Genomic DNA, 20,248 nt, shown 5'->3' on the forward strand with positions numbered 1-20,248 from the left:
GCCGTTCCTACCTGGTGGCGAGTGTCACGTTTTGATCAAGATTCTTCAACACCAGAAAGTCACCCACGGCGGAACAATCCGGCATGGTCAGCGCCAGTTCGGTCGGCACGGCGGTTCCGGCCGCACTCACGATGGTTTGGCCCTGCATCACCCGACCGCAGCTTGCCGCCGAAACCGGCGCCTCGAGCACGACCTCCGCTGTCGCGGGATCGGCGGGATAGGTGTAGATCTGCGCCATCCGCGGCGCCTCCACCGATGCATCGCCCAGCAGGCTGATCCAGCCACCCGCCCCGGCAGAGCCGGTCTGGCCGGGCGACATGTCCCCCGCGCCGCCGAAAGTGGCGCCATTTTCCAGGCCATGCAGGATGAAGCCGGCCTTGCCGGTCCATTGCACGGCAAAGCGCCTGACGCCGGCAAGGTCGGGGATCGGCAGGGCCGCGCTGGCCGCACGGCCATCGGGCAGGCGCAGGGTGAAGCGGCCCGCGCTGTCCAGCGCCGGCATCTGCAGGACCAGCTGCCCGGCGGAACCGATGCGTTCGGACACCGCAAGCCCGGCATGGTTCAGGACGACCTCGGCCCCGGCATCGCAAGGCGCGCTGACCTGCACCACCACCTCGGCCCCCGCTGCGGCGCGCAGCTGCATCCGCGGCGCGCAATCGGCGCTTTGCGGCTGGGGGGGAAGCGGCGCCGGCATGTTATGCGCGTCCGGGCTTTGCGGCAGCGTCACGGTGGCGGGGCGGGGCGGCGTCAGCCCCGTCTCATCCGGTGTCGAGGACAGTTGCACGACATGAACCGGCGCCTTGATCGCGGACTGGCGCGGCGCGGCGGCCTTGTGCGCGGCGAGGGTCTGCACCAGATGGCCCGCGGCCAGGGCAATGGCCAGCAAGGCGATCAACCGCGCGGCGCGGCGCAGTCTCTCTGATGCCAGAACGGAATCAATATCGCTCATCTTCTCACCCGGTAACGGAAGGGTAATCAATCCGCCACAAACCGGGCACGCCTGCGGCCCGATCAAGGAAAACCTGCGACGCATTTGCCTTGAAATCCGGCTATGAGACGCATTCCCGCCGTTTTCCCACCTGAAAAACCGCAAAAACGCCAGTTTTGCCCCGCCGCCGCGCGTTGCGCGGTGAGGGATTGTGTGCGGGCCGTGGCAGGAGGGGGGATCGATTCTCGGCCTGTCGCCGGTCCTTTCAAAGGCGATCTTTGCAACTTCCTTACATGGGACCCCAGCCTTCCGTATCGAAAGACGACGCCGCCCCGTGGCATTTCTTCCCCAGCAAAAAGGGGAAAACCTATGCTTGATATCTGGTTCGGCGGGCTTGGTCTGGGGCTGATCGGCCTCATGGCGGCCTATCTTGCGCTGCTGCGCAAGGCGTGAGGAGGCAGCAATGTTCGAAGCGGTCCTCGGGTTGATCGTCGCCCTCGGCTTGGGCGTCTATCTGATCATCACCCTCATCGCACCCGAGAAATTCTGATCCGGGTGCAGGAGTCTTTTCATGTCTATCAACGGATGGCTGCAGATCGCGGCCACTTTGGCTTTGGTACTGGCGGTGGTTTTGCCGCTGGGCCGTTTCATGGCGCGGCTGTTCACCGGCGAGCGGACCCTTCTGCACCCGGTCCTCGCGCCGATCGAGCGCGGCTTTTACCGCGCCTCGGGCATTGACCCGAACCGCGAGCAGGGCTGGGCCAGCTATGGCATGGCGATGCTGGTCTTCAGCGCGCTTGGCTTTCTGTCGCTCTATATGATCCTGCGCCTGCAGGCCTATCTGCCCTTCAACCCGGCGGGCCTGCCCGGCGTGGCGCCGGATCTGGCCTTCAACACGGCGATCAGCTTTCTGACCAACACCAACTGGCAGGCCTATTCGGGCGAGTCCACGATGAGCAATTTCAGCCAGATGGCCGGTCTTGCCGTGCACAACTTCCTGTCTGCCGCCACCGGCATCGCCCTTGCGATGGCGGTGACGCGGGCTTTTGCGCGGTCCGGTTCCGCGACCTTGGGCAATTTCTGGGTCGATCTGACCCGGTCGACGCTTTATGTCCTTCTGCCGCTGTCGATTGTCGTGGGTCTGGCCATGGTCGCCCTCGGCGTGCCGCAAAGCCTGTCGGCCGCGCTGGATGCGACGACGCTGGAGGGCGCGCATCAGACGCTCGCCCTTGGCCCCGTTGCGAGCCAGGAGGCGATCAAGCAGCTGGGCACCAATGGTGGCGGCTTCTTCAACGCCAACTCCGCCCATCCGTTCGAGAACCCCTCGGCCCTGTCCGATGTGCTGGCGATCTGGGCCATGCTGATCATCTCCTCCGCCCTGCCGATCACCTTTGGCCGCATGGTCGGGTCAGAGCGGCAGGGTTGGGCGCTGCTTGCCGCCATGGCGATCCTGCTGATCGGCGGCGTGGCGCTGGTCTATTGGGCGGAGAGCCAGGGCAACCCCTTGCTGACCGCGCTCGGCGTCGACCCGGCGATGGGCAATATGGAGGGCAAGGAGCTGCGCTTTGGCCAGTCCATGTCCGCGCTTTTCGTCGCGGTGACCACGGGCCTGTCCTGCGGCGCGGTCAATGCGATGCATGACAGCCTGACGCCCTTGGGCGGGCTGGTGCCGCTGGTGCTGATCCAGCTGGGCGAGGTTCTGCCCGGTGGCGTCGGCTCGGGTCTTTACGGCATGGTGGTCTTCTGCGTCCTCTCGGTCTTTGTGGCTGGCCTGATGGTCGGTCGCACGCCGGAGTTTCTGGGCAAGAAGATCGAAGCGCGCGAGATCCGGATGGCCGTGCTGGCCGTGCTGATCCTGCCTCTGGTCATCCTCGGCTTCACCGCCGTGGCGGCCATGCTGCCGGCCGCCCTGTCGAGCCTGAACAACGCCGGCCCGCATGGCTTGAGCGAGCTGCTCTATGCCTATTCCTCGGCGGCCGGCAACAACGGTTCGGCCTTTGCCGGGCTGAACGCCAACACGCCCTGGTACAACACCACCCTCGGCATCGCCATGGTTCTGGGCCGTTTCGCCTATGTGCTGCCGGTGCTGGCCATGGCGGGGTCGCTGGCGGCCAAGACCCGGGTTGCGGCCTCCTCCGGTACGTTCCCGACGACCTCGGCCCTGTTCGTGGGCCTGCTGGTCGGCGTGATCCTGATCCTCGGCGGTCTGCAATTCTTCCCGGCCCTGGCCCTGGGGCCCATCGTGGAACACGTGCTGATGCACGCCTCCGCAACCTTCTGACGGAGCATTCCCATGTCCAAAGACACTCTCGCAGCGCCGGCCCTGTTCGAAAGGACCATCCTGCTCCATGCGGCGCGTGACGCCGTGGTGAAACTCGACCCGCGCAAGCTGATGCGCAATCCGGTGATCTTCGTCACCGAGGTGGTGGCGGCGCTGGTCACCTTCCTGTGGCTGCGCGACCTGATGCAGGGCACAGGGGGCCTGTGGTTTTCCGGCCAGATCGCGGCCTGGCTCTGGTTCACCGTGCTCTTCGCCACCTTCGCCGAGGCGGTGGCCGAAGGGCGCGGCAAGGCGCAGGCCGCAAGCCTGCGGCAATCGCGCAGCGATGTGCAGGCCAAGCTTCTCTTGCATCCTGACACCCAGGACGGGCTTTACGAAGTGGTCAACGCCCAGACCCTGGAACGCGGCGCCGTGGTTCTGGTCGAAACCGGCGACGTGATCCCGCTCGATGGCGAGATCATCCAGGGCGTGGCCGCGATCAACGAGGCCGCCATCACCGGCGAAAGCGCCCCGGTGATCCGCGAGGCGGGCGGCGACCGGTCGGCCGTGACCGGCGGGACCACGGTCCTGTCGGATGCGATCCGCGTCCGCATCACCGCCGCCCCGGGCCAGACCTTCATCGACCGGATGATCGCGCTGGTCGAAGGGGCCGAGCGGCAGAAGACCCCGAACGAGCTGGCGCTGTCGGTCCTCCTGTCCGGCATGACGCTGATCTTCCTGATCGCCGTGGTCACGCTGTGGGGTCTGGCGGGCTATTCCGGCACCACGGTGTCGATCGTCATGCTTGTGGCTTTGCTGGTCACCCTGATCCCCACCACGATCGGCGGCCTGCTGTCGGCCATCGGCATCGCGGGGATGGACCGGCTGATCCGCTTCAACGTCATCGCCACCTCGGGCCGCGCGGTGGAGGCGGCGGGCGACGTGGACACGCTCCTGCTCGACAAGACCGGCACCATCACCTTCGGCAACCGGATGGCGGCCGAGTTTCTGGCCCTGCCCGGCGTGACCGAGGCCGAACTGGCCAGCGCCAGCCTTCTGGCCAGCATGGGCGACGAAACGCCCGAGGGCCGATCGATCGTGGCGCTGGCCAAGTCCGACTTCGGCCTGATCGAGCAGGACCTGATGGGCGCGGTTCTGGTGCCCTTCGCCGCCCAGACCCGGCTGTCGGGCATCGACATCGCCGGCCGCAGCATCCGCAAGGGCGCCGTGGATTCGGTGCTGCGGTTCGCGGGCCTCGCCGCCGACCGCGCCCCGGTGGAGTTTCGCCAGGCGGTGGACCGCGTCGCCCGCTCTGGCGGCACGCCCCTGGCCGTGACGGATGGCGCCCGGCTTCTGGGGGTGATCCATCTGAAGGACGTGATCAAACCCGCAATCCGCGAGCGCTTTGCCGCCCTGCGCGCCATGGGCATCCGCACTGTGATGGTGACCGGCGACAACCCGGTGACCGCCGCCGCCATCGCCTCGGAAGCCGGGGTGGATGACTTCATCGCCGAGGCGACGCCCGAGGACAAGCTCGCCTATATCCGCCGCGAACAGACCGGCGGGCGGCTGATCGCGATGTGCGGCGACGGCACGAATGACGCGCCCGCCCTGGCCCAGGCCGATGTGGGCGTGGCGATGCAGACCGGCACCCAGGCGGCGCGCGAGGCGGGCAACATGGTGGACCTCGACAGCAGCCCCACCAAGCTGATCGAGATCGTCGAGATCGGCAAACAGCTTCTGATGACGCGCGGTTCGCTGACCACCTTCTCGATTGCCAATGACGTGGCCAAGTATTTCGCCATCCTGCCGGCGCTGTTCGTGGCCACCTATCCGCAAATGGCCGCGCTGAACCTGATGCACCTCGGCTCGCCGGAATCGGCGATCCTGTCGGCGGTGATCTTCAACGCGCTGATCATCATCGCCCTGATCCCGCTTGCCCTGCGCGGGGTGGCCTACCGCCGGGTCGGGGCCGCGGCCCTTCTGCGGCGCAACTTGCTTGTCTACGGTCTTGGCGGTCTGGTCCTGCCCTTCATCGGCATCAAACTGATCGACCTTGTCATCACCGCCCTGCATCTGGCTTAAGGAGCCTGACCATGTTGTCTCATCTTCGCCCCGCCTTCGTGCTTCTGGTGCTGTTCACCCTGCTTCTGGGTCTGGCCTATCCCCTGGCCATGACCGGGGTGGCGGGCCTGGCCTTTCCGGCCCAGGCCGCGGGCAGCCCGATCCGCGAAGGAGGCCAGGTGGTGGGCTCTGCCCTCGTCGGGCAGGCCTTCACCAGCGACGCCTATTTCCACCCCCGCCCCTCGGCCGCCTCTTATGACGGGATGGCCTCGGGCGGGTCGAACCTCGGCCCGCTGTCGAAGAAGCTGATCGACCGGGTGACCACCGATGTCGCGGGGCAAAAGTCCGTGCCGGCCGATGCGGTGACCACCTCGGCCTCAGGGCTGGACCCGGACATCTCGCCCGCCAATGCGCTGGCGCAGGTCGCCCGGGTGGCCGCGGCACGCCATCTGCCGCCGGATCGGCTGAACACGCTGGTGGCCCAGCAGACGGAGGGGCGGCTCTTCGGCCTCTTCGGCGAGCGTCGGGTCAATGTGCTGGCCCTCAACCTCGCCCTCGACAAGCTGGCCGCGAATTGACCAGATAGGCCCATGGGCGACCCTGACAGCACCCCCAAACGGCCCGACCCCGACGCGCTTCTGGCCCTCAGCCAGCGCGACCGGTCGGGCCGTCTGAAAATCTTCGTCGGCGCCGCCCCCGGCGTCGGCAAGACCTATGCCATGCTCGCCGCCGCCCAAAGGCTGAAATCCGAGGGGCAGGCGCCGCTTCTGGGCCTGATCGAAACCCACGGCCGGGCCGAGACCGAGGCCCTGATGCAGGGGCTGGAGGTCCTGCCGCGCAAGCGCATCGACTACCGCGGCCAGCGTCTGGAAGAGTTCGACATCGACGCCGCCCTCGCCCGCCGCCCGAGCCTGCTGGTCGTGGACGAACTGGCCCATACCAATGCCCCCGAAAGCCGCCATCCCAAACGCTGGCAGGATGTGAAAGAGCTGCTGGAGGCCGGGATCGATGTCTGGACCGCGCTCAACATCCAGCATCTGGAAAGCCTCGCCGATGTGGTGGCCCAGATCACCGGCGTCACGGTGCGCGAGACGGTGCCCGACAGCATCCTGCAGACCGCGCAGGATGTGGTTCTGGTCGACATCACCCCGGATGAACTGATTACCCGGCTGAAGGCGGGCAAGATCTACCTGCCGCAGACCGCGCAGAAGGCGACCGAGAATTTCTTCACCCCCGGCAACCTGACCGCGCTGCGCGAACTGGCCCTGCGCCGCACCGCCGACCGGGTCGAGAACCAGATGACCCAGATCCTGCGCCAGAAGGCGATCGAGGGGCCCTGGGGCACCTCGGACCGGCTTTTGGTCTGCATCGGCCCGGATACGGCGGGGGAAAGGCTGGTCCGGCAGGCGGCGCGGCTGGCCTCCTCGCTGAACGCGGGGTGGATCGCGGTCTCGCTCATCCAGCCGGGCCTGACGCCGGACCCGGCGCGCGATCACCGCATCTCGGATGTGCTGGCGCTGGCCGAAAGCCTCGGCGCCGAGGTGCGGCGGCTGACCAGCGCCGATTTCACCCAAGACCTGATGCGCATTGCCCGGCGCGAGAATGTGACCCAGATCGTGCTGGGCCGCCGGTCGCGCCCCTGGAGCCTGCGGCCCTTTGCCCGCTCGCTGCCCGATGCGATGTTGCGCCATGCCGATGAAATCCCGGTGCTGGTGATGCCCCTGACCGAGCCGGGCTCCCTCGGCCTGCCGCTGGGCGCCCGCCTCACCGCCGCCTTCAGCAAGGCGGGCCTCGGCATCGATCTGGCCTGGGCGGGTCTGGCCACCGGCCTCGGCGTCGCGGTGGGTCAGGGGTTGAGCGCGCTGATGGCGCTGCCCAACCTCTCGATGGTCTTCCTCGTCGGCGTTCTGGCCTGTTCCAGCGCACGCGGCACGCGGGCGGCCGTTCTGGCGGCGATGCTGTCATTCCTGTCCTACAACTACTTCTTCATCGACCCGGTCCACACCCTGACCGTCGCCAAACCGCACGAGCTTTTCGCGCTTTTGATCTTCCTCGTCGTGGCCACACTCACCGGCTCGCTGACCGGGCGGATCCGTGCGCAGGCCCGCGCCGCCCTCGCCCAAACCCAGGTGATCGAGGCGCAGGCCGCCTTTTCGCGCAAGCTCGCCGCCGCCTCGACCGAGGAGGATGTGCTTTGGGCCACGGTGACCCAGATCCATACCCTGCTGGGCGGCAGCGCGATCCTGCTTCTGGCCGAGGGGCAGGAGCTGACCGCCCGCGCCGCCTGGCCGCCCGAGGAACTGGCCGACCCGGCCGAGATGACCGCCGCCCGCTGGGCGCTGGAAAAGGCCGAACCGGCGGGCTGGCGCACCGGCACCCTGCCCAACCTGCGCTTTCGCTTTCAGCCCCTGAAGACCTCGCGCCGGGTTGTGGCGGTTCTGGGGTTCGAGCCGCCCGACCGCAGCGTCCCCCTGCCCCCCGAGGATGAGATCAAACTCGCCGCCGCGGTGGAACAGGCGGCGATCGCGCTGGACCGCGCGCTTCTGGTGCGCGAGGCGGTCAAGGCCGCCGCCCTGCAGGAAAACGAGAATATCCGTGACGCGCTGCTCGCCTCGCTCAGCCACGATCTGCGCACGCCCTTGGCCGCGATCACAGGCTCGGTCTCGACCCTGCAGCAAAGGGGCGCGGCCCTGCCCGAGGCGCAGCAGCAGGACCTGTTGCAGACCATCGGGCAAGAGGCCGGCCGGCTGAACCGCTTTGTCACCAACCTCTTGGAGATGAGCCGGATCGACTCTGGCGCGGTCAAGATCCGGCGCGACTGGGTCGATGTCGGCGACGCAATCCGCGCGGCGGTGGAACGCTGCGCCAAGGCCCATCCCGGCCGCAAGACCCGGATCAGCCTGGCGCCCGACCTGCATTTCATCCGCGGCGATCAGGATCTTCTGGCGCAGGTCGTCTTCAACCTCCTCGACAATGCCCAGAAATATTCCGACGAGGGCGAAGTCACCGTCCATGCCCGCAATCAGGCCGATCAGGTGGTGATCAGCGTCACCGACGAAGGGCCGGGGATCAAGCCCGCCGACCTCGACCGGGTGTTCGAGAAGTTCTACCGGGGCGGCGGCACCGACCGGCGCAAGCCCGGCACCGGTCTGGGGCTTGCGATCTGCAAGGGACTGGTGCAGGCCATGGGCGGCACGATCGTCGCCGAAAGCCCGGCGGCGCGCCGGCGCGGCACCAGGATGATCCTGCGCCTGCCCGCCGCCATCCTGCCGCCCGAGGAGCCCGCATGAGCCTGAACCGCATCCTGATCGTCGATGACGATCCGCAGATCCAGACCATGCTGCGGATCGGCCTGCAAAGCGCTGGTTACGACACCCGCCCCGCCCTGACCGGGCAAGAGGCGGTGCGTCTGGCCGCCAGCATCGCCCCGGATGCGATCCTTCTGGACCTTGGCCTGCCCGACCGCGACGGCAAGGAGGTGCTGGCCGATATCCGCGCCTTCTCGCAGGTGCCGATCATCGTGCTTTCGGCCCGCGACCGCGAGGCGGAAAAGGTGGCGGCGCTGGACCTTGGCGCCGACGACTATCTGGAAAAGCCTTTCGGGATCAGCGAATTGCAGGCCCGCCTGCGCACCGCCGCCCGCCATGCGGCCCGCGGCAAGGGCGAGGTGACGCGGTTGCAGATCGAGGATCTGGTGATCGACCTCGACAAGCGTCTGGTGTTGCGCGCGGGTCAGCCGCTCCGCCTGACGCCGAAGGAATACGAGCTTCTCGCCATCCTGACCCGCAATGCCGGGCGGGTCGTCACCCATCGCCAGATCCTGACGGCGGTCTGGGGCCCGGCGCATCACGACGACACGCAATATCTGCGGGTTTTCGTCGGCCAGTTGCGCGCCAAGATCGAGCCGGACCCAGCCAATCCCACAATCATCCGCACCGAACCCGGCGCGGGCTATCGCCTGATGGAACCCTGACGAGGGGAAGAAGCCCCCTCGCCCTGCGCGTCAGGCCAGCTTGCCGTGGCAGTGCTTGAACTTCTCGCCCGAACCGCAGGGGCAGGGATCGTTGCGCGAGGGGTTGCCCCAGGTCGCGGGATCGGCCTCGTTGAAGCCCGGTGCTGCGGCAGCGGCCGGGGCTGCGGCGACCGCAGGCGCCGGGGTTGCCGCAGGGGCGGGCGCCGGGGCAGCGGCCAGCGCGGCGGCCTGCATCGCCTGCTGCTGCGCGATCATCTGCGCCATCATCGCCTGCTGTTCTTCCTGCGTGATCGGCCGCACGAGGCCCAGCTTCTGCGTGACCTCCTGGCGCAGCGAGTTCAGCATGGATTCGAACAGGGCAAAGGCCTCGGTCTTGTATTCGTTCAGGGGATCGCGCTGCGCATAGCCGCGGAAGCCGACCACGGTGCGCAGATGTTCCAGCGTCACCAGATGCTCGCGCCATTTCGCGTCGATGGTCTGCAACAACAGCTGCTTTTCGATCGAGCGCATGGTGTCTTCGCCGAAAGCCTCGAGCTTTGCGGCCATCGCCTTGTCGCTTTCGGCGATCAGGCGTTCCAGCATGACGGCCTGATCGACGCCCTCTTCCGCCGCCCATTTGATGATCGGCAGATCGAGGTTCATCTTCTCGATCACCGCGGCGTAAAGGCCGGGCGCATCCCATTGGTCGGCATAGGCTTTCGGCGGCAGGTAGAAATCGACCAGATCCTCGGCCACCTGATGGCGCATGTCCTGCGCGATCTCGCCCACGTCTTCCGAATTCATGATCTCCAGCCGCTGGCCGAAGATGGCCTTGCGCTGGTCGTTCATCACGTCGTCGAACTTCAGAAGCTGCTTGCGGATGTCGAAGTTGCGGCCTTCGACCTTGGCCTGCGCGCGTTCGAGCGATTTGTTGACCCAAGGGTGAACGATGCTTTCGCCCTCTTTCAGGCCCAGCGTCGACAGAACCTTGTCCAGACGTTCCGAGCCGAAGATCCGCATCAGGTCGTCTTCGAGGCTGAGGAAGAACGAGGACCGGCCCGGGTCGCCCTGACGGCCGGAGCGGCCACGCAGCTGGTTGTCGATCCGGCGGCTTTCGTGGCGTTCGGTGGCCAGAACGAACAGGCCACCGGCGGCCAGAACGCGGGCCTTCTCCTCTGCATGTTCGGCCTCGATCTTGGCGCGGACCTCATCGGGGTGCAGATGCGGGTCGGCGGCGATCGCCTCCAGCACCTTCAGCTCGACATTGCCGCCAAGCTGGATGTCGGTGCCGCGGCCGGCCATGTTGGTGGCAATGGTCACCGCGCCGAACTTGCCGGCATCTGCGACGATCTGCGCCTCGGCCTCGTGCTGGCGTGCGTTCAGCACGTTATGGGTGATGCCCTCTTTCTTCAGCATGTCCGACAAAGCCTCGGACTTCTCGATCGAGGTGGTGCCGACGAGGATCGGCTGACCCTTTTCATGCGCGGTGCGGATCGTCTTGACGATCCCCTCATACTTCTCGCGCGCGGTGCGGAAGACCTGGTCATGGTCGTCGATCCGCTGCACCGGGCGGTTGGTCGGCACTTCGACCACGCCCAGCTTGTAGATTTCCATGAATTCGTCGGCTTCGGTGGTGGCCGTGCCGGTCATGCCGGCCAGCTTGGCATAAAGCCGGAAGTAGTTCTGGAAGGTCACCGAGGCGAGGGTCACGTTCTCGGGCTGGACCTTGACATGTTCCTTGGCCTCGATCGCCTGGTGCAGGCCTTCCGACAGGCGGCGGCCGCGCATCATGCGGCCGGTGAATTCGTCGATCAGCATCACTTCGCCATCCTTGACGATATATTGCTGATCGCGCTGGTAAAGCTTGTGCGCCCGCAGCGCCTGGGTGACGTGGTGCACGATGGTCGTGCTTTCCGGGTCATAAAGCGACTGGCCATCCGGCAGCAGACCCAGCGCCTGCAGACGGCGCTCGATGAACTCGTTGCCCTCTTCGGTCAGGGTCGCCGAACGGACCTTTTCGTCCAGCTTGAAATGCTCCGGCGAAAGTTCGGGGATCACGGAGTCGATCTTCTGGTACAGATCGCTGCGGTCCTCGGACGGACCCGAGATGATCAGCGGCGTGCGCGCCTCGTCGATCAGGATCGAGTCCACTTCGTCGACGATCGCGAAGTTGTGGCCGCGCTGCGCCATTTCGGCGATCGAGCCCTTCATGTTGTCGCGCAGATAGTCGAAGCCCAGTTCGTTGTTGGTCGCATAGGTGATGTCGGCGCGGTAGGCCTCGATCTTCTCGTCTTCCGGCTGGAAGGGCACCACGATGCCGGTGGTCAGACCAAGCGCCGCATAGACCTTGCCCATCCACATCGCGTCGCGCTTGGCGAGGTAGTCGTTCACCGTGACGACATGAACGCCCTTGCCCGACAAGGCGTTGAGATAGGCCGGAAAGGTCGCGACGAGGGTCTTGCCCTCACCGGTGCGCATCTCGGCGATATTGCCCTGATGCAGGAAGATGCCGCCCATCAGCTGGGTGTCGAAGGCGCGCAGGCCAAGCGCGCGGCGGGCTGCCTCACGGCAGTTGGCGAAGGCTTCGGGCAGGATGGCGTCCAGGCTCTCCCCGCCCTCCTGAACGCGTTTTTTCAGCGCCTCGGTCCGGTCCTTGATGCCCTGATCGCTCAGCGCCGCAAATTCCGGCTCCAGAGCGTTGATCTTCTCCACCAAGGGGCGCACCGATCTGACCATGCGGTCGTTGGGCGTGCCAAAGACTTTCCGTGCAAGCGTTCCCAAACCCAACATCAACCACTCCGCCTGACCAATTCGGTTATGCCAACGAAGCGCTGACATCATCGTGTGAGGCTTGGCCTTGCCCGCACCCAAGTCACCCCCTAGAAGAGCCGGGCAGGTCGGCCAACCTGGCCGCGGACCAATCCAATGGGACGTGTGCGATTTAAGGTCTGGCCATGCCATAGTCAACGCTGCGCGACGCCGCAGCCGCATCAGGAGCGTGTGAGATGACGAAACTTTCCGGGTTCTGCGCCGCGCTGGCCCTTTCTGCCGGTCTGGCCCTGCCAGTCCTGGCCGAAACCACGGCCCCCGCGACCACCGAAGCTGCCCCCGCAGCCACCCCGGCCGTAGCCGCCACCGGCTCCACGGTTCTGGCCACGGTGAACGGCACCGACATCACGCTGGGCGATGTGATCGTCACGCGCGACGGCCTGCCGCAGCAGTACAAGGCGCTGCCCGATGACCAGCTCTTCAAGGGCATCCTCGACCAGCTGATCCAGCAAGAGGCGCTGAAGCAGTCGGTCGGCGAGACGCTGTCGAAGAAGCAGACCATCGCGATCCAGAACCTGAACCGCAGCTACCTGTCGAACGAGGCGCTGATCGCCGGCATCAAGGACGCGACCTCGGAAGAGGCGATCCAGAAGGCCTATGACGCCAAGTACAAGGACATGGCGCCGGAGCTGGAATACCACGCTGCCCATATCCTGGTCGACAGCGAGGACAAGGCCAAGGCGCTTCTGGCCGAGATCGAGGGTGGCAAGCCCTTCGCCGATGTGGCCAAGGCCAATTCCACCGATGGTTCGGCGGCCAATGGCGGCGACCTCGGCTGGTTCGGCAAGGGCGCCATGGTCAAGCCCTTCGAAGATGCGGTTCTGGCCGCTCCGGTCGGCAAGGTCGTCGGCCCGATCAAGACCGATTTCGGCTGGCACCTGATCCTCGTCTCGGAAACCCGCAACAAGGCCGCCCCGGCGCTGGCCGAGGTGCATGACCAGATTGCCGCCGAAGTGCAGAAGGCCGCCATCGAATCCTTCATCAAATCTGTTACTGACAAGGCCACCGTCACCCGCGCCGATATCTCCGGAATCGACCCGGCGACGATCAAAGACCTGACCCTTCTGGACAAGTAAGGACAAGCGATGGGCAAGACCGATTGGAAAGCTGAAGCCAAGGCACTGAAGAAGGAACTTCAGGCCCTGAAGGACGCCAAGGCAGAGCCTGCACCGGCTCCGGTGAAGAAGGCCAAGCCGGTCTCGCCCCTCGCCCCCGCGCGCTTCCCCGACCTGCCCCTGGTCCGCGGCGTCGAATTCGCCGCGGTCGAGGCCGGGGTGCGCTACAAGAACCGCAAGGACGTGATGCTGATCCGTCTGGCCCCCGGCACCGCCATGGCCGGGGTCTTCACCCGCTCCACCACCCGCTCGGCCTGCGTGCGCGACTGCCAGGCCAAGATCACCACCAAGGTGCCCGAGGGCGCCGGGGCGGCGATCATCGTGAACTCGGGCAATTCCAACGCCTTCACCGGTGCGCTCGGCGAACAATCGGTTGCCGCCATCACCGGCCATGTGGCCCAGGCGCTGGACCTGCCCTCCAGCCGCGTCTTCTCCTCCTCGACCGGCGTGATTGGCGAGCCGATCGCCCATGACCGCATCATCGCCGCCATCCCCGCCCTGCAGGCAGGCCTGAAGGCCGACGCGATCGCGATGGCGGCCGAGGCGATGATGACCACCGACACCTTCCCCAAGGGCGCCACCGCGACCGTTCAGGGCAAGGGCGGCGTGATCCAGATCGCCGGCATCGCCAAGGGCTCGGGCATGATCGCCCCGGACATGGCGACCATGCTGGTCTATATCTTCACCGACGCCAAAATCTCCGCCACCGCGCTGCAAAAGATCCTGTCGCGCCAGACCGATACGACCTTCAACGCCATCACCGTCGACAGCGACACCTCGACCTCCGACACGCTGCTTCTGGCCGCCACCGGCCAGTCCGAGGCCGCCCCCCTCACCGGCGCCTCCCTCAAGGCCTTCGAAGCCGCCCTGCGCGAGGTGATGCTGAACCTCGCCCATCAGGTGATTCGTGACGGCGAAGGTGCGACGAAATTCGTCGAGGTCCGCGTCACCGGCGCCGCCTCCGATGCCGACGCCCGCAAGGTCGCCCTCGCCATCGCGGATTCGCCCCTGGTCAAGACCGCCGTGGCCGGCGAGGACCCGAACTGGGGCCGCATCGTCATGGCCGTGGGCAAATCCGGCGCCGAGGCCGACCGCGACCGCCTCACCATCAAGTTCGGCGACATGGTGCTGGCCGAAAAGGGCTGGCGCAGCCCCTCCTATGTCGAGGCCGATGCCGCCGCCTATATGAAGAAGCCCGAGATCGTCATCGCCGTGGACCTCGGTCTGGGCCTCAGCCAGCGCACCGTCTGGACCTGCGATCTGACCAAGCGCTACATCGAGATCAACGCCGATTACCGCTCCTGAACCCGGCTTCTTCCGCCTTCATCCAGACCAAATATCCCACGGGGGTCCGGGGGTGTGAAACCCCCGGCCGCCGGCAAGGAGCGCACCCGATGACCGTCATTCTCGTCTCCGCCGTCGCCCTGATCGACCCCGAGGGCCGCGTGCTCCTCGCCCAACGGCCGCCGGGCAAGTCCATGGCGGGCCTCTGGGAATTTCCCGGCGGCAAGGTCGAACCCGGCGAAACCCCGGAAGCCGCCCTGATCCGCGAGTTGCAGGAAGAGCTTGGCATCAACACCTGGAAAAGCTGCCTCGCGCCCCTGACCTTCGCCAGCCACGCCTATGACAGCTTTCACCTGCTGATGCCGCTCTTCGCCTGCCGCCGCTGGGAGGGAATCGCCACCCCGCGCGAGGGGCAGACCCTGGCCTGGGTGCGCCCTGAAAAACTGCGCGATTACCCGATGCCACCGGCAGATTTGCCGCTCATCCCGATCCTGCGCGACTGGCTTTAACCTTCCATCAAGACATATTTGCAAAAATATACTTCAGGATAGGTACTTTTCGTAAATTGCCTGTATCTTAATCGGGAAGTTACACATATCTTTCTAAAAACTGACACAGTGTTGAGGGTTGAGCCATGATCAGAACCATCTCCATCGGAAGCAGCGTTTTCATTCAGGGCACCTATGTGCGTGACCTGAGCGATGGCCAGATTGCCGTGAAGGTGTATGGCGGCACTTATGTCGGCCGTCCGATCCAGTCCTACAAGTCCGTCGAACCGGCGAACGCCTGACCCAGCGCGCGGCAGGTCTCTTGCCTGCGGGGCCTTTCCAGGCCTTGGTCGGGTTGTGAATTCAAAAGGCCGGGCAATCTGCCCGGCCTTTTCATTTTCAAGATCGTTGGGGTCGCAGGGATCATCCGGCGGGGCAAACCCTCCAGCCGGAAACCATCCCGGCCGGAGAGGTGTCGCAGGCCCGATCAGGCCAGCGTGCGCTGGATCTCTTCCCGTTCGAAGATTTCGATGACGTCGCCAGAGCGGACATCCTCGTAACGCTCGAAGGCCATGCCACATTCCTGACCCATCGGCACTTCCTTGACCTCGTCCTTGAAGCGCTTGAGCGTCTTGAGCGTGCCTTCGTGGATGACCACGTTGTCGCGCAGGAGACGCACGCCAGCCGAGCGGCGGGCGACGCCTTCGGTGACGAGGCAACCGGCCACGTTGCCGATCCCGGTGATCTTGAAGACCTCCTTGATCGTGGCATAGCCAATGAAGGTCTCGCGGATCTCGGCCTTGAGCAGGCCCGAGGCGGCTTTCTTGATGTCATCCACCAGGTCGTAGATGATCGAGTAGTAGCGCAGCTCGACCCCCTTCTGGGTGGCGGAGGCGCGGGCCATCGCATTCGCCCGGACGTTGAAGCCGATGATCGGCGCCTTGCTGGCATCGGCGAGGCTGACGTCGCTGTCGGTGATCGCGCCCACACCGGAGTGGAGGACGCGCACGCGCACCTCGTCGTTGCCGACCTTTTCCAGCGCTTGCACGATGGCTTCGGTCGAACCCTGCACGTCGGCCTTCACGATGATCGGCAGCTCTGCCACCGACTGGTCGGCCTTGGCCTTGGCCATCAGCTGTTCCATCGTGGTGGCGGCACCAACGGCGGCGCGCTTGTCCTTGGTCGCCTTCTCGCGGTAGTCGGCGATCTCGCGCGCTTCCGCTTCGGTGTTGACCACGTTGAGCGTATCCCCGGCATGCGGCGTACCCGAGAGACCCAGAACCTCGACCGGAACGGACGGGCCGGCTTCGGTCACCGTCTCGCCCTTGTCGTTGATCAGGGCGCGGACCTTGCCCCACTGTTCGCCGACGACGAAGATGTCGCCTTTGCGCAGGGTGCCGTTCTGCACCAGAACCGTCGCCACCGGGCCGCGACCTGCGTCGAGCTTGGCTTCGATCACGGCACCCGCGGCCTGACGGTTCGGGTTCGACTTCAGTTCCAGGATTTCGGCCTGCAGCGAGATCGCCTCGAGCAGGTTGTCGATGCCCTTGCCGGTCTTGGCCGAAACCTCGACGTCCTGCACGTCACCGGACATTTCTTCCACGACGATGTCATGCTGCAGAAGATCGGTCCGCACTTTCTGCGGGTTGGCTTCGTATTTGTCGATCTTGTTGATCGCGACGATGATCGGAACCTTCGCGGCCTTGGCGTGGGCGATGGCTTCCACCGTCTGCGGCATCACGGCGTCGTCGGCCGCAACCACCAGGATCACGATATCGGTCACATGGGCCCCGCGCGAGCGCATCGAGGTGAAGGCCGCGTGGCCGGGCGTGTCGAGGAAGGTGACAAGCTGGCCGTTCGGGGTTTTCACCTGATAGGCGCCGATGTGCTGGGTGATCCCGCCGGCTTCGCCCGACACCACATTGGCGTGGCGGATGGCGTCCAGAAGCGAGGTCTTGCCGTGGTCGACGTGGCCCATGATCGTGACGATCGGCGGGCGCGGCAGCAGGTCTTCCGACTTGTCCTTGACGGTGTCGATCGCCTGTTCCACGTCGGCATCGGTGACGCGGACGGCGCGGTGGCCGAATTCCTCGATCACCAGTTCCGCCGTGTCGGCGTCGATCGCCTGGTTCATCGTGACCATCATGCCCATCTTCATGAGCGATTTCACGACGTCGGCGCCACGTTCCGCCATGCGGTTGGCCAGTTCCGAGACGACGATGGTTTCCGGCAGCTGCACGTCGCGCACCTGCTTTTCGGGCTTGAGGCCCATGCCCATCGCCTTCTGGCGGGCCTTTTCCTGCTTGCGCTTCATCGCGGCCATGCTGCGCTGACGGCCACCTTCATCGGCGACGGCGTCAGACAGGGTCAGCTTGCCGGCGCGGCGGCCTTCTTCACCCTTGGCCTTGTTGGCGGCGCGTTCGCGGTCTTCCCGCTCCCGATCCGTACGGCGCGGCGGCAGGCCGGGCTTGGCCGAGGCCGGACCACGGGTATCTTCCGCCGGGGTCGCCGCGGCCGGACGGCTCGCAGAACCGTTGCGCGACGGCGCCGAGGTGTTGGTCGGGCGCGGTGTCGCAGCGGCAGGCGCCTTGCGGGCCTCTTCCGCGGCCTTGGCGGCAGCTTCGGCTTCCGCCTTCAGGCGGGCTTCTTCTTCGGCCTTGGCACGGGCCGCAGCCTCTGCCTCGCGCTGTTCGCGCTCCTTGGCCTCATTCTCTTCGCGCTTGCGCTGGCGCTCTTCCTCGCGGAGGCGCTCGTCTTCGGCGCGCTTGGCGGCGTCTTCGGCTTCACGCGCCTTGGCGGCGCGCAGAGCGGACAGACGACGCTCCATCTCGGCATCGGAAATGCCGGCAGGGCGCTTGGACGGATCGCCCAGACGCGGAGATGTCGCCACGGCCGCGCCCGTACCCGGGGTCGGCGCGGCACCTTTGTTCGGCACCACCGTCAGCTTGCGCTTGACCTCGACCACGACGCTTTTCGTGCGGCCATGCGAGAAGCTTTGCTTCACCTGACCGGAACGAGGTGCGCCACCCAGGCCGAGGGGTTTTTTGCCGTCTGTATCGCTCATGCGTCCTACATATCCTTCAAGGCGGCATCGTCGCCGCCATCATGCCCGCCGGTCTGCACCCGCAGCCCAGCCAGCCTTGCCGCTTCCTCTACAACACGAGTCGTAAGGACACCAGTCGCAAGCGCGGCGTGTATCGCACGTTCGCGGCCAAAGGACAAACCCAATTCCCCTGCTGTCAGACAGCCGATGAACCCACCGCCATTTTCCGGTGGCCTGAGCTTGGTTTTCCCGCGTTCGGACCCGTCGGCTGCCTGGATCAGCACGGTTGCCCGCCCATCCTTCAGCCATTCCTTCACTTTCTCATACCCGGTCACGGCCGCATTGGCCTTGCGACAGAGCGAGATCGATTCCTGCACCCGTTTCAGCAGAAGCGATTCGACCAGATCGGCCAGACCTTCCGGCACCTTGACGGGTTGCTTGGCGGCCCGGGCAAAAAGCCCCTTGGCCGCCGCCTTCTCGATCGCCTTGCGGTCGGCCGAGACGTAAAAGCCCCGACCGGGCAGGCGCGCCAGAATGTCCGGCGTGACCTGACCCTCGGGGTCAAGGCAGAACCGGATCAGGCCTGACTTGGGTTGGACTTCCCCGGTCACAATGCACTTGCGCTCGGGGTCATCCATATCTGGGGTGCGGCCGCCGCGGGTCAAGGGGGTCCGGGGTGCGTTACGCCCCGGCCTCCTCTTCCGCTTCGGGTTCCATGGCGGTGGGATCGACCCAGCCGAGCATGACACGCGCCGTCATCACGAGGGTCTGGGCTTCTTCCAGGCTCATGTCGAACTTCTCGAGGATGCCTTCGTCCTTCACGCGCTGGCCATTGACCGTGGTCCAGCCGCCCGACAGTTCCCAGTCGGCGCAGGTCGCGAAGTCTTCCAGCGTCTTGATGCCTTCCTTGCCCAGCGCTTCCAGCATCTGGGGCGTCAGACCCTCGAAGGACATCAGCTCGTCCTGCACACCGTAAGCCTTTGCGTTTTCAATGGCTTTGTTGTTGGCAGCCTCCAGGTAATCCCGCGCACGGGCCTGCAGTTCGCCAGCGGTGCCCTCATCGAAGCCGTCGATCGACAGAAGCTCGTCCGTCTCGACATAGGCCACTTCTTCCAGGTTGGTGAAGCCTTCCGAGACCAGCAGCTGCGCCATCATCTCGTCGATATCCAGCGTCTCCATGAAGAGCTTGGTGCGTTCGGCGAACTCGGCCTGGCGGCGGGCGGACTCGTCCGATTCCGTCATGATGTCGATGTCGAGCGCCGTCAGCTGGCTGGCCAGACGAACGTTCTGACCACGGCGGCCGATGGCCAGCGACAGCTGTTCATCCGGCACGACGACGGTGATCTTGCCCACTTCCTCGTCGATCACGACCTTGGAGACCTCGGCCGGCTGCAGCGCGTTCACGAGGAAGGTCGCCTGATCCTGGTTCCACGGAATGATGTCGATCTTCTCGCCCTGCAGCTCGTTCACCACGGCCTGGACACGGCTGCCGCGCATACCGACGCAGGCGCCGACCGGGTCGATCGAGTTGTCATAGGAGATGACAGCGATCTTGGCGCGCGAGCCCGGGTCGCGGGCGACGGCCTTGATCTCGATGATGCCGTCATAGATTTCCGGCACTTCCATCTTGAAGAGCTCGGCCATGAACTGCGGGTCGGTGCGCGACAGGAAGACCTGCGGGCCACGGGCCTCGCGGCGCACGTCCTTGATATAGGCGCGGATGCGGTCGTTCGGGCGATAGCTTTCGCGGCCGATCTTCTCGTTCCGGCGCAGGATGGCTTCGCCGCGACCGATGTCGACGATGATGTTGCCATATTCCTCGCGCTTGACCTGACCGTTGATGATCGTGCCCTTGCGGTCCTTGAATTCGTCGAACTGACGGTCACGCTCGGCTTCGCGGACCTTCTGGAGAATCACTTGCTTGGCCGATTGGGCAGCGATTCGGCCCAGATCCACCGGCGGAACCTCGTCGATCACCTCGTCGCCGATCTTGGGGTCGGCGAGGTAGGATTTGGCCTGCTTGACGGTCAGCTGGGCGTGGTGGTTTTCCACCGCCTCGTCCTCGACCACGGTGCGGATGCGGGCAAAGGTGGCGCGGCCGGTCTTGCGGTCGATCTTGACGCGGATGTCCATCTCGGCGCCGTAACGCGACTTGGCGGCACGGGCGAGGCTGTCCTCCATCGCCTGGATCACCAGATCCGGGTCGATCATCTTTTCACGCGCGACGGCTTCGGCGGTTTGCAGAAGCTCCAGCTGGTTGGCAGAGGTAATCGCCATGTTCGTCT

Annotated in this window: 16 protein-coding genes; 11 read left to right on the top strand and 5 right to left on the bottom strand. The window is 65.8% G+C overall.

Annotated elements, in window-relative coordinates; genetic code table 11:
* Positions 1 to 7: 7 nt before the first annotated feature.
* A complete protein-coding gene (locus AC1DZT_RS05665; protein ID WP_478005639.1) occupies positions 8 to 949 on the bottom strand; it encodes a hypothetical protein in 942 nt (313 codons plus the stop codon).
* Positions 950 to 1,051: 102 nt separating this feature from the next.
* On the opposite strand from AC1DZT_RS05665, the gene AC1DZT_RS05670 reads away from it, so the two are divergent.
* The 7 genes from AC1DZT_RS05670 to AC1DZT_RS05700 are packed head-to-tail and all read left to right on the top strand — an operon-like array spanning position 1,052 to position 9,225.
* Positions 1,052 to 1,381 (top strand): hypothetical protein, encoded by a 330-nt coding sequence (locus AC1DZT_RS05670; protein ID WP_478005923.1) that lies wholly within the window; start codon positions 1,052 to 1,054, stop codon positions 1,379 to 1,381.
* Positions 1,382 to 1,391: 10 nt separating this feature from the next.
* Positions 1,392 to 1,478: a K(+)-transporting ATPase subunit F gene (gene kdpF / locus AC1DZT_RS05675; RefSeq protein WP_478005914.1), complete on the top strand. Its 87-nt coding sequence runs from the start codon at positions 1,392 to 1,394 to the stop codon at positions 1,476 to 1,478.
* Positions 1,479 to 1,499: 21 nt separating this feature from the next.
* Positions 1,500 to 3,209, top strand: coding sequence for a potassium-transporting ATPase subunit KdpA (kdpA, locus tag AC1DZT_RS05680; RefSeq protein ID WP_478005640.1), 1,710 nt, complete (start codon positions 1,500 to 1,502; stop codon positions 3,207 to 3,209).
* Between the two features lie 12 nt (positions 3,210 to 3,221).
* Positions 3,222 to 5,273: a potassium-transporting ATPase subunit KdpB gene (gene kdpB, locus AC1DZT_RS05685; protein WP_478005641.1), complete on the top strand. Its 2,052-nt coding sequence runs from the start codon at positions 3,222 to 3,224 to the stop codon at positions 5,271 to 5,273.
* Between the two features lie 11 nt (positions 5,274 to 5,284).
* Complete coding sequence (kdpC, locus tag AC1DZT_RS05690) at positions 5,285 to 5,830, top strand: potassium-transporting ATPase subunit KdpC (RefSeq protein ID WP_478005642.1); 546 nt, start codon at positions 5,285 to 5,287, stop codon at positions 5,828 to 5,830.
* Between the two features lie 12 nt (positions 5,831 to 5,842).
* On the top strand, positions 5,843 to 8,542 hold the full coding sequence (locus tag AC1DZT_RS05695) for an ATP-binding protein (protein ID WP_478005643.1): 2,700 nt from the start codon (positions 5,843 to 5,845) through the stop codon (positions 8,540 to 8,542).
* Complete coding sequence (locus tag AC1DZT_RS05700) at positions 8,539 to 9,225, top strand: response regulator (RefSeq protein ID WP_478005644.1); 687 nt, start codon at positions 8,539 to 8,541, stop codon at positions 9,223 to 9,225. Before AC1DZT_RS05695 ends, AC1DZT_RS05700 begins: the two co-directional genes overlap by 4 nt.
* 30 nt (positions 9,226 to 9,255) lie before the next feature.
* On the opposite strand, the gene secA is transcribed toward AC1DZT_RS05700, so the two are convergent.
* Positions 9,256 to 11,994 carry a preprotein translocase subunit SecA gene (gene secA / locus AC1DZT_RS05705; RefSeq protein ID WP_478005645.1) on the bottom strand — a complete coding sequence of 913 codons (2,739 nt, stop codon included), beginning with the start codon at positions 11,992 to 11,994 and terminating at the stop codon, positions 9,256 to 9,258.
* A 215-nt stretch (positions 11,995 to 12,209) separates the two neighbouring features.
* Here secA and AC1DZT_RS05710 point away from each other — a divergent pair, with 215 nt between their 5' ends.
* The 4 genes from AC1DZT_RS05710 (at position 12,210) to AC1DZT_RS05725 (ending at position 15,222) form a co-directional block, all read left to right on the top strand.
* Entirely contained in the window at positions 12,210 to 13,109 is a 900-nt protein-coding gene (locus AC1DZT_RS05710) for a peptidylprolyl isomerase (RefSeq protein ID WP_478005646.1), read from the top strand.
* A 9-nt stretch (positions 13,110 to 13,118) separates the two neighbouring features.
* Positions 13,119 to 14,453 carry a bifunctional glutamate N-acetyltransferase/amino-acid acetyltransferase ArgJ gene (gene argJ, locus AC1DZT_RS05715; RefSeq protein ID WP_478005647.1) on the top strand — a complete coding sequence of 445 codons (1,335 nt, stop codon included), beginning with the start codon at positions 13,119 to 13,121 and terminating at the stop codon, positions 14,451 to 14,453.
* Positions 14,454 to 14,542: 89 nt separating this feature from the next.
* Positions 14,543 to 14,941 carry a (deoxy)nucleoside triphosphate pyrophosphohydrolase gene (locus tag AC1DZT_RS05720; RefSeq protein WP_478005648.1) on the top strand — a complete coding sequence of 133 codons (399 nt, stop codon included), beginning with the start codon at positions 14,543 to 14,545 and terminating at the stop codon, positions 14,939 to 14,941.
* Between the two features lie 125 nt (positions 14,942 to 15,066).
* On the top strand, positions 15,067 to 15,222 hold the full coding sequence (locus AC1DZT_RS05725; protein ID WP_478005649.1) for a hypothetical protein: 156 nt from the start codon (positions 15,067 to 15,069) through the stop codon (positions 15,220 to 15,222).
* A 185-nt stretch (positions 15,223 to 15,407) separates the two neighbouring features.
* Here AC1DZT_RS05725 and infB read toward each other — a convergent pair whose 3' ends face one another.
* The 3 genes from infB to nusA are packed head-to-tail and all read right to left on the bottom strand — an operon-like array spanning position 15,408 to position 20,240.
* Positions 15,408 to 17,984 carry a translation initiation factor IF-2 gene (gene infB, locus AC1DZT_RS05730; protein WP_478005650.1) on the bottom strand — a complete coding sequence of 859 codons (2,577 nt, stop codon included), beginning with the start codon at positions 17,982 to 17,984 and terminating at the stop codon, positions 15,408 to 15,410.
* A gap of 5 nt (positions 17,985 to 17,989) precedes the next feature.
* Positions 17,990 to 18,628: an RNA-binding protein gene (locus tag AC1DZT_RS05735; RefSeq protein WP_478005651.1), complete on the bottom strand. Its 639-nt coding sequence runs from the start codon at positions 18,626 to 18,628 to the stop codon at positions 17,990 to 17,992.
* A 16-nt stretch (positions 18,629 to 18,644) separates the two neighbouring features.
* On the bottom strand, positions 18,645 to 20,240 hold the full coding sequence (gene nusA / locus AC1DZT_RS05740; RefSeq protein WP_477998759.1) for a transcription termination factor NusA: 1,596 nt from the start codon (positions 20,238 to 20,240) through the stop codon (positions 18,645 to 18,647).
* Positions 20,241 to 20,248: the final 8 nt, after the last annotated feature.

The organism is Rhodobacter sp. P1_C2 (genome assembly GCF_056406375.1).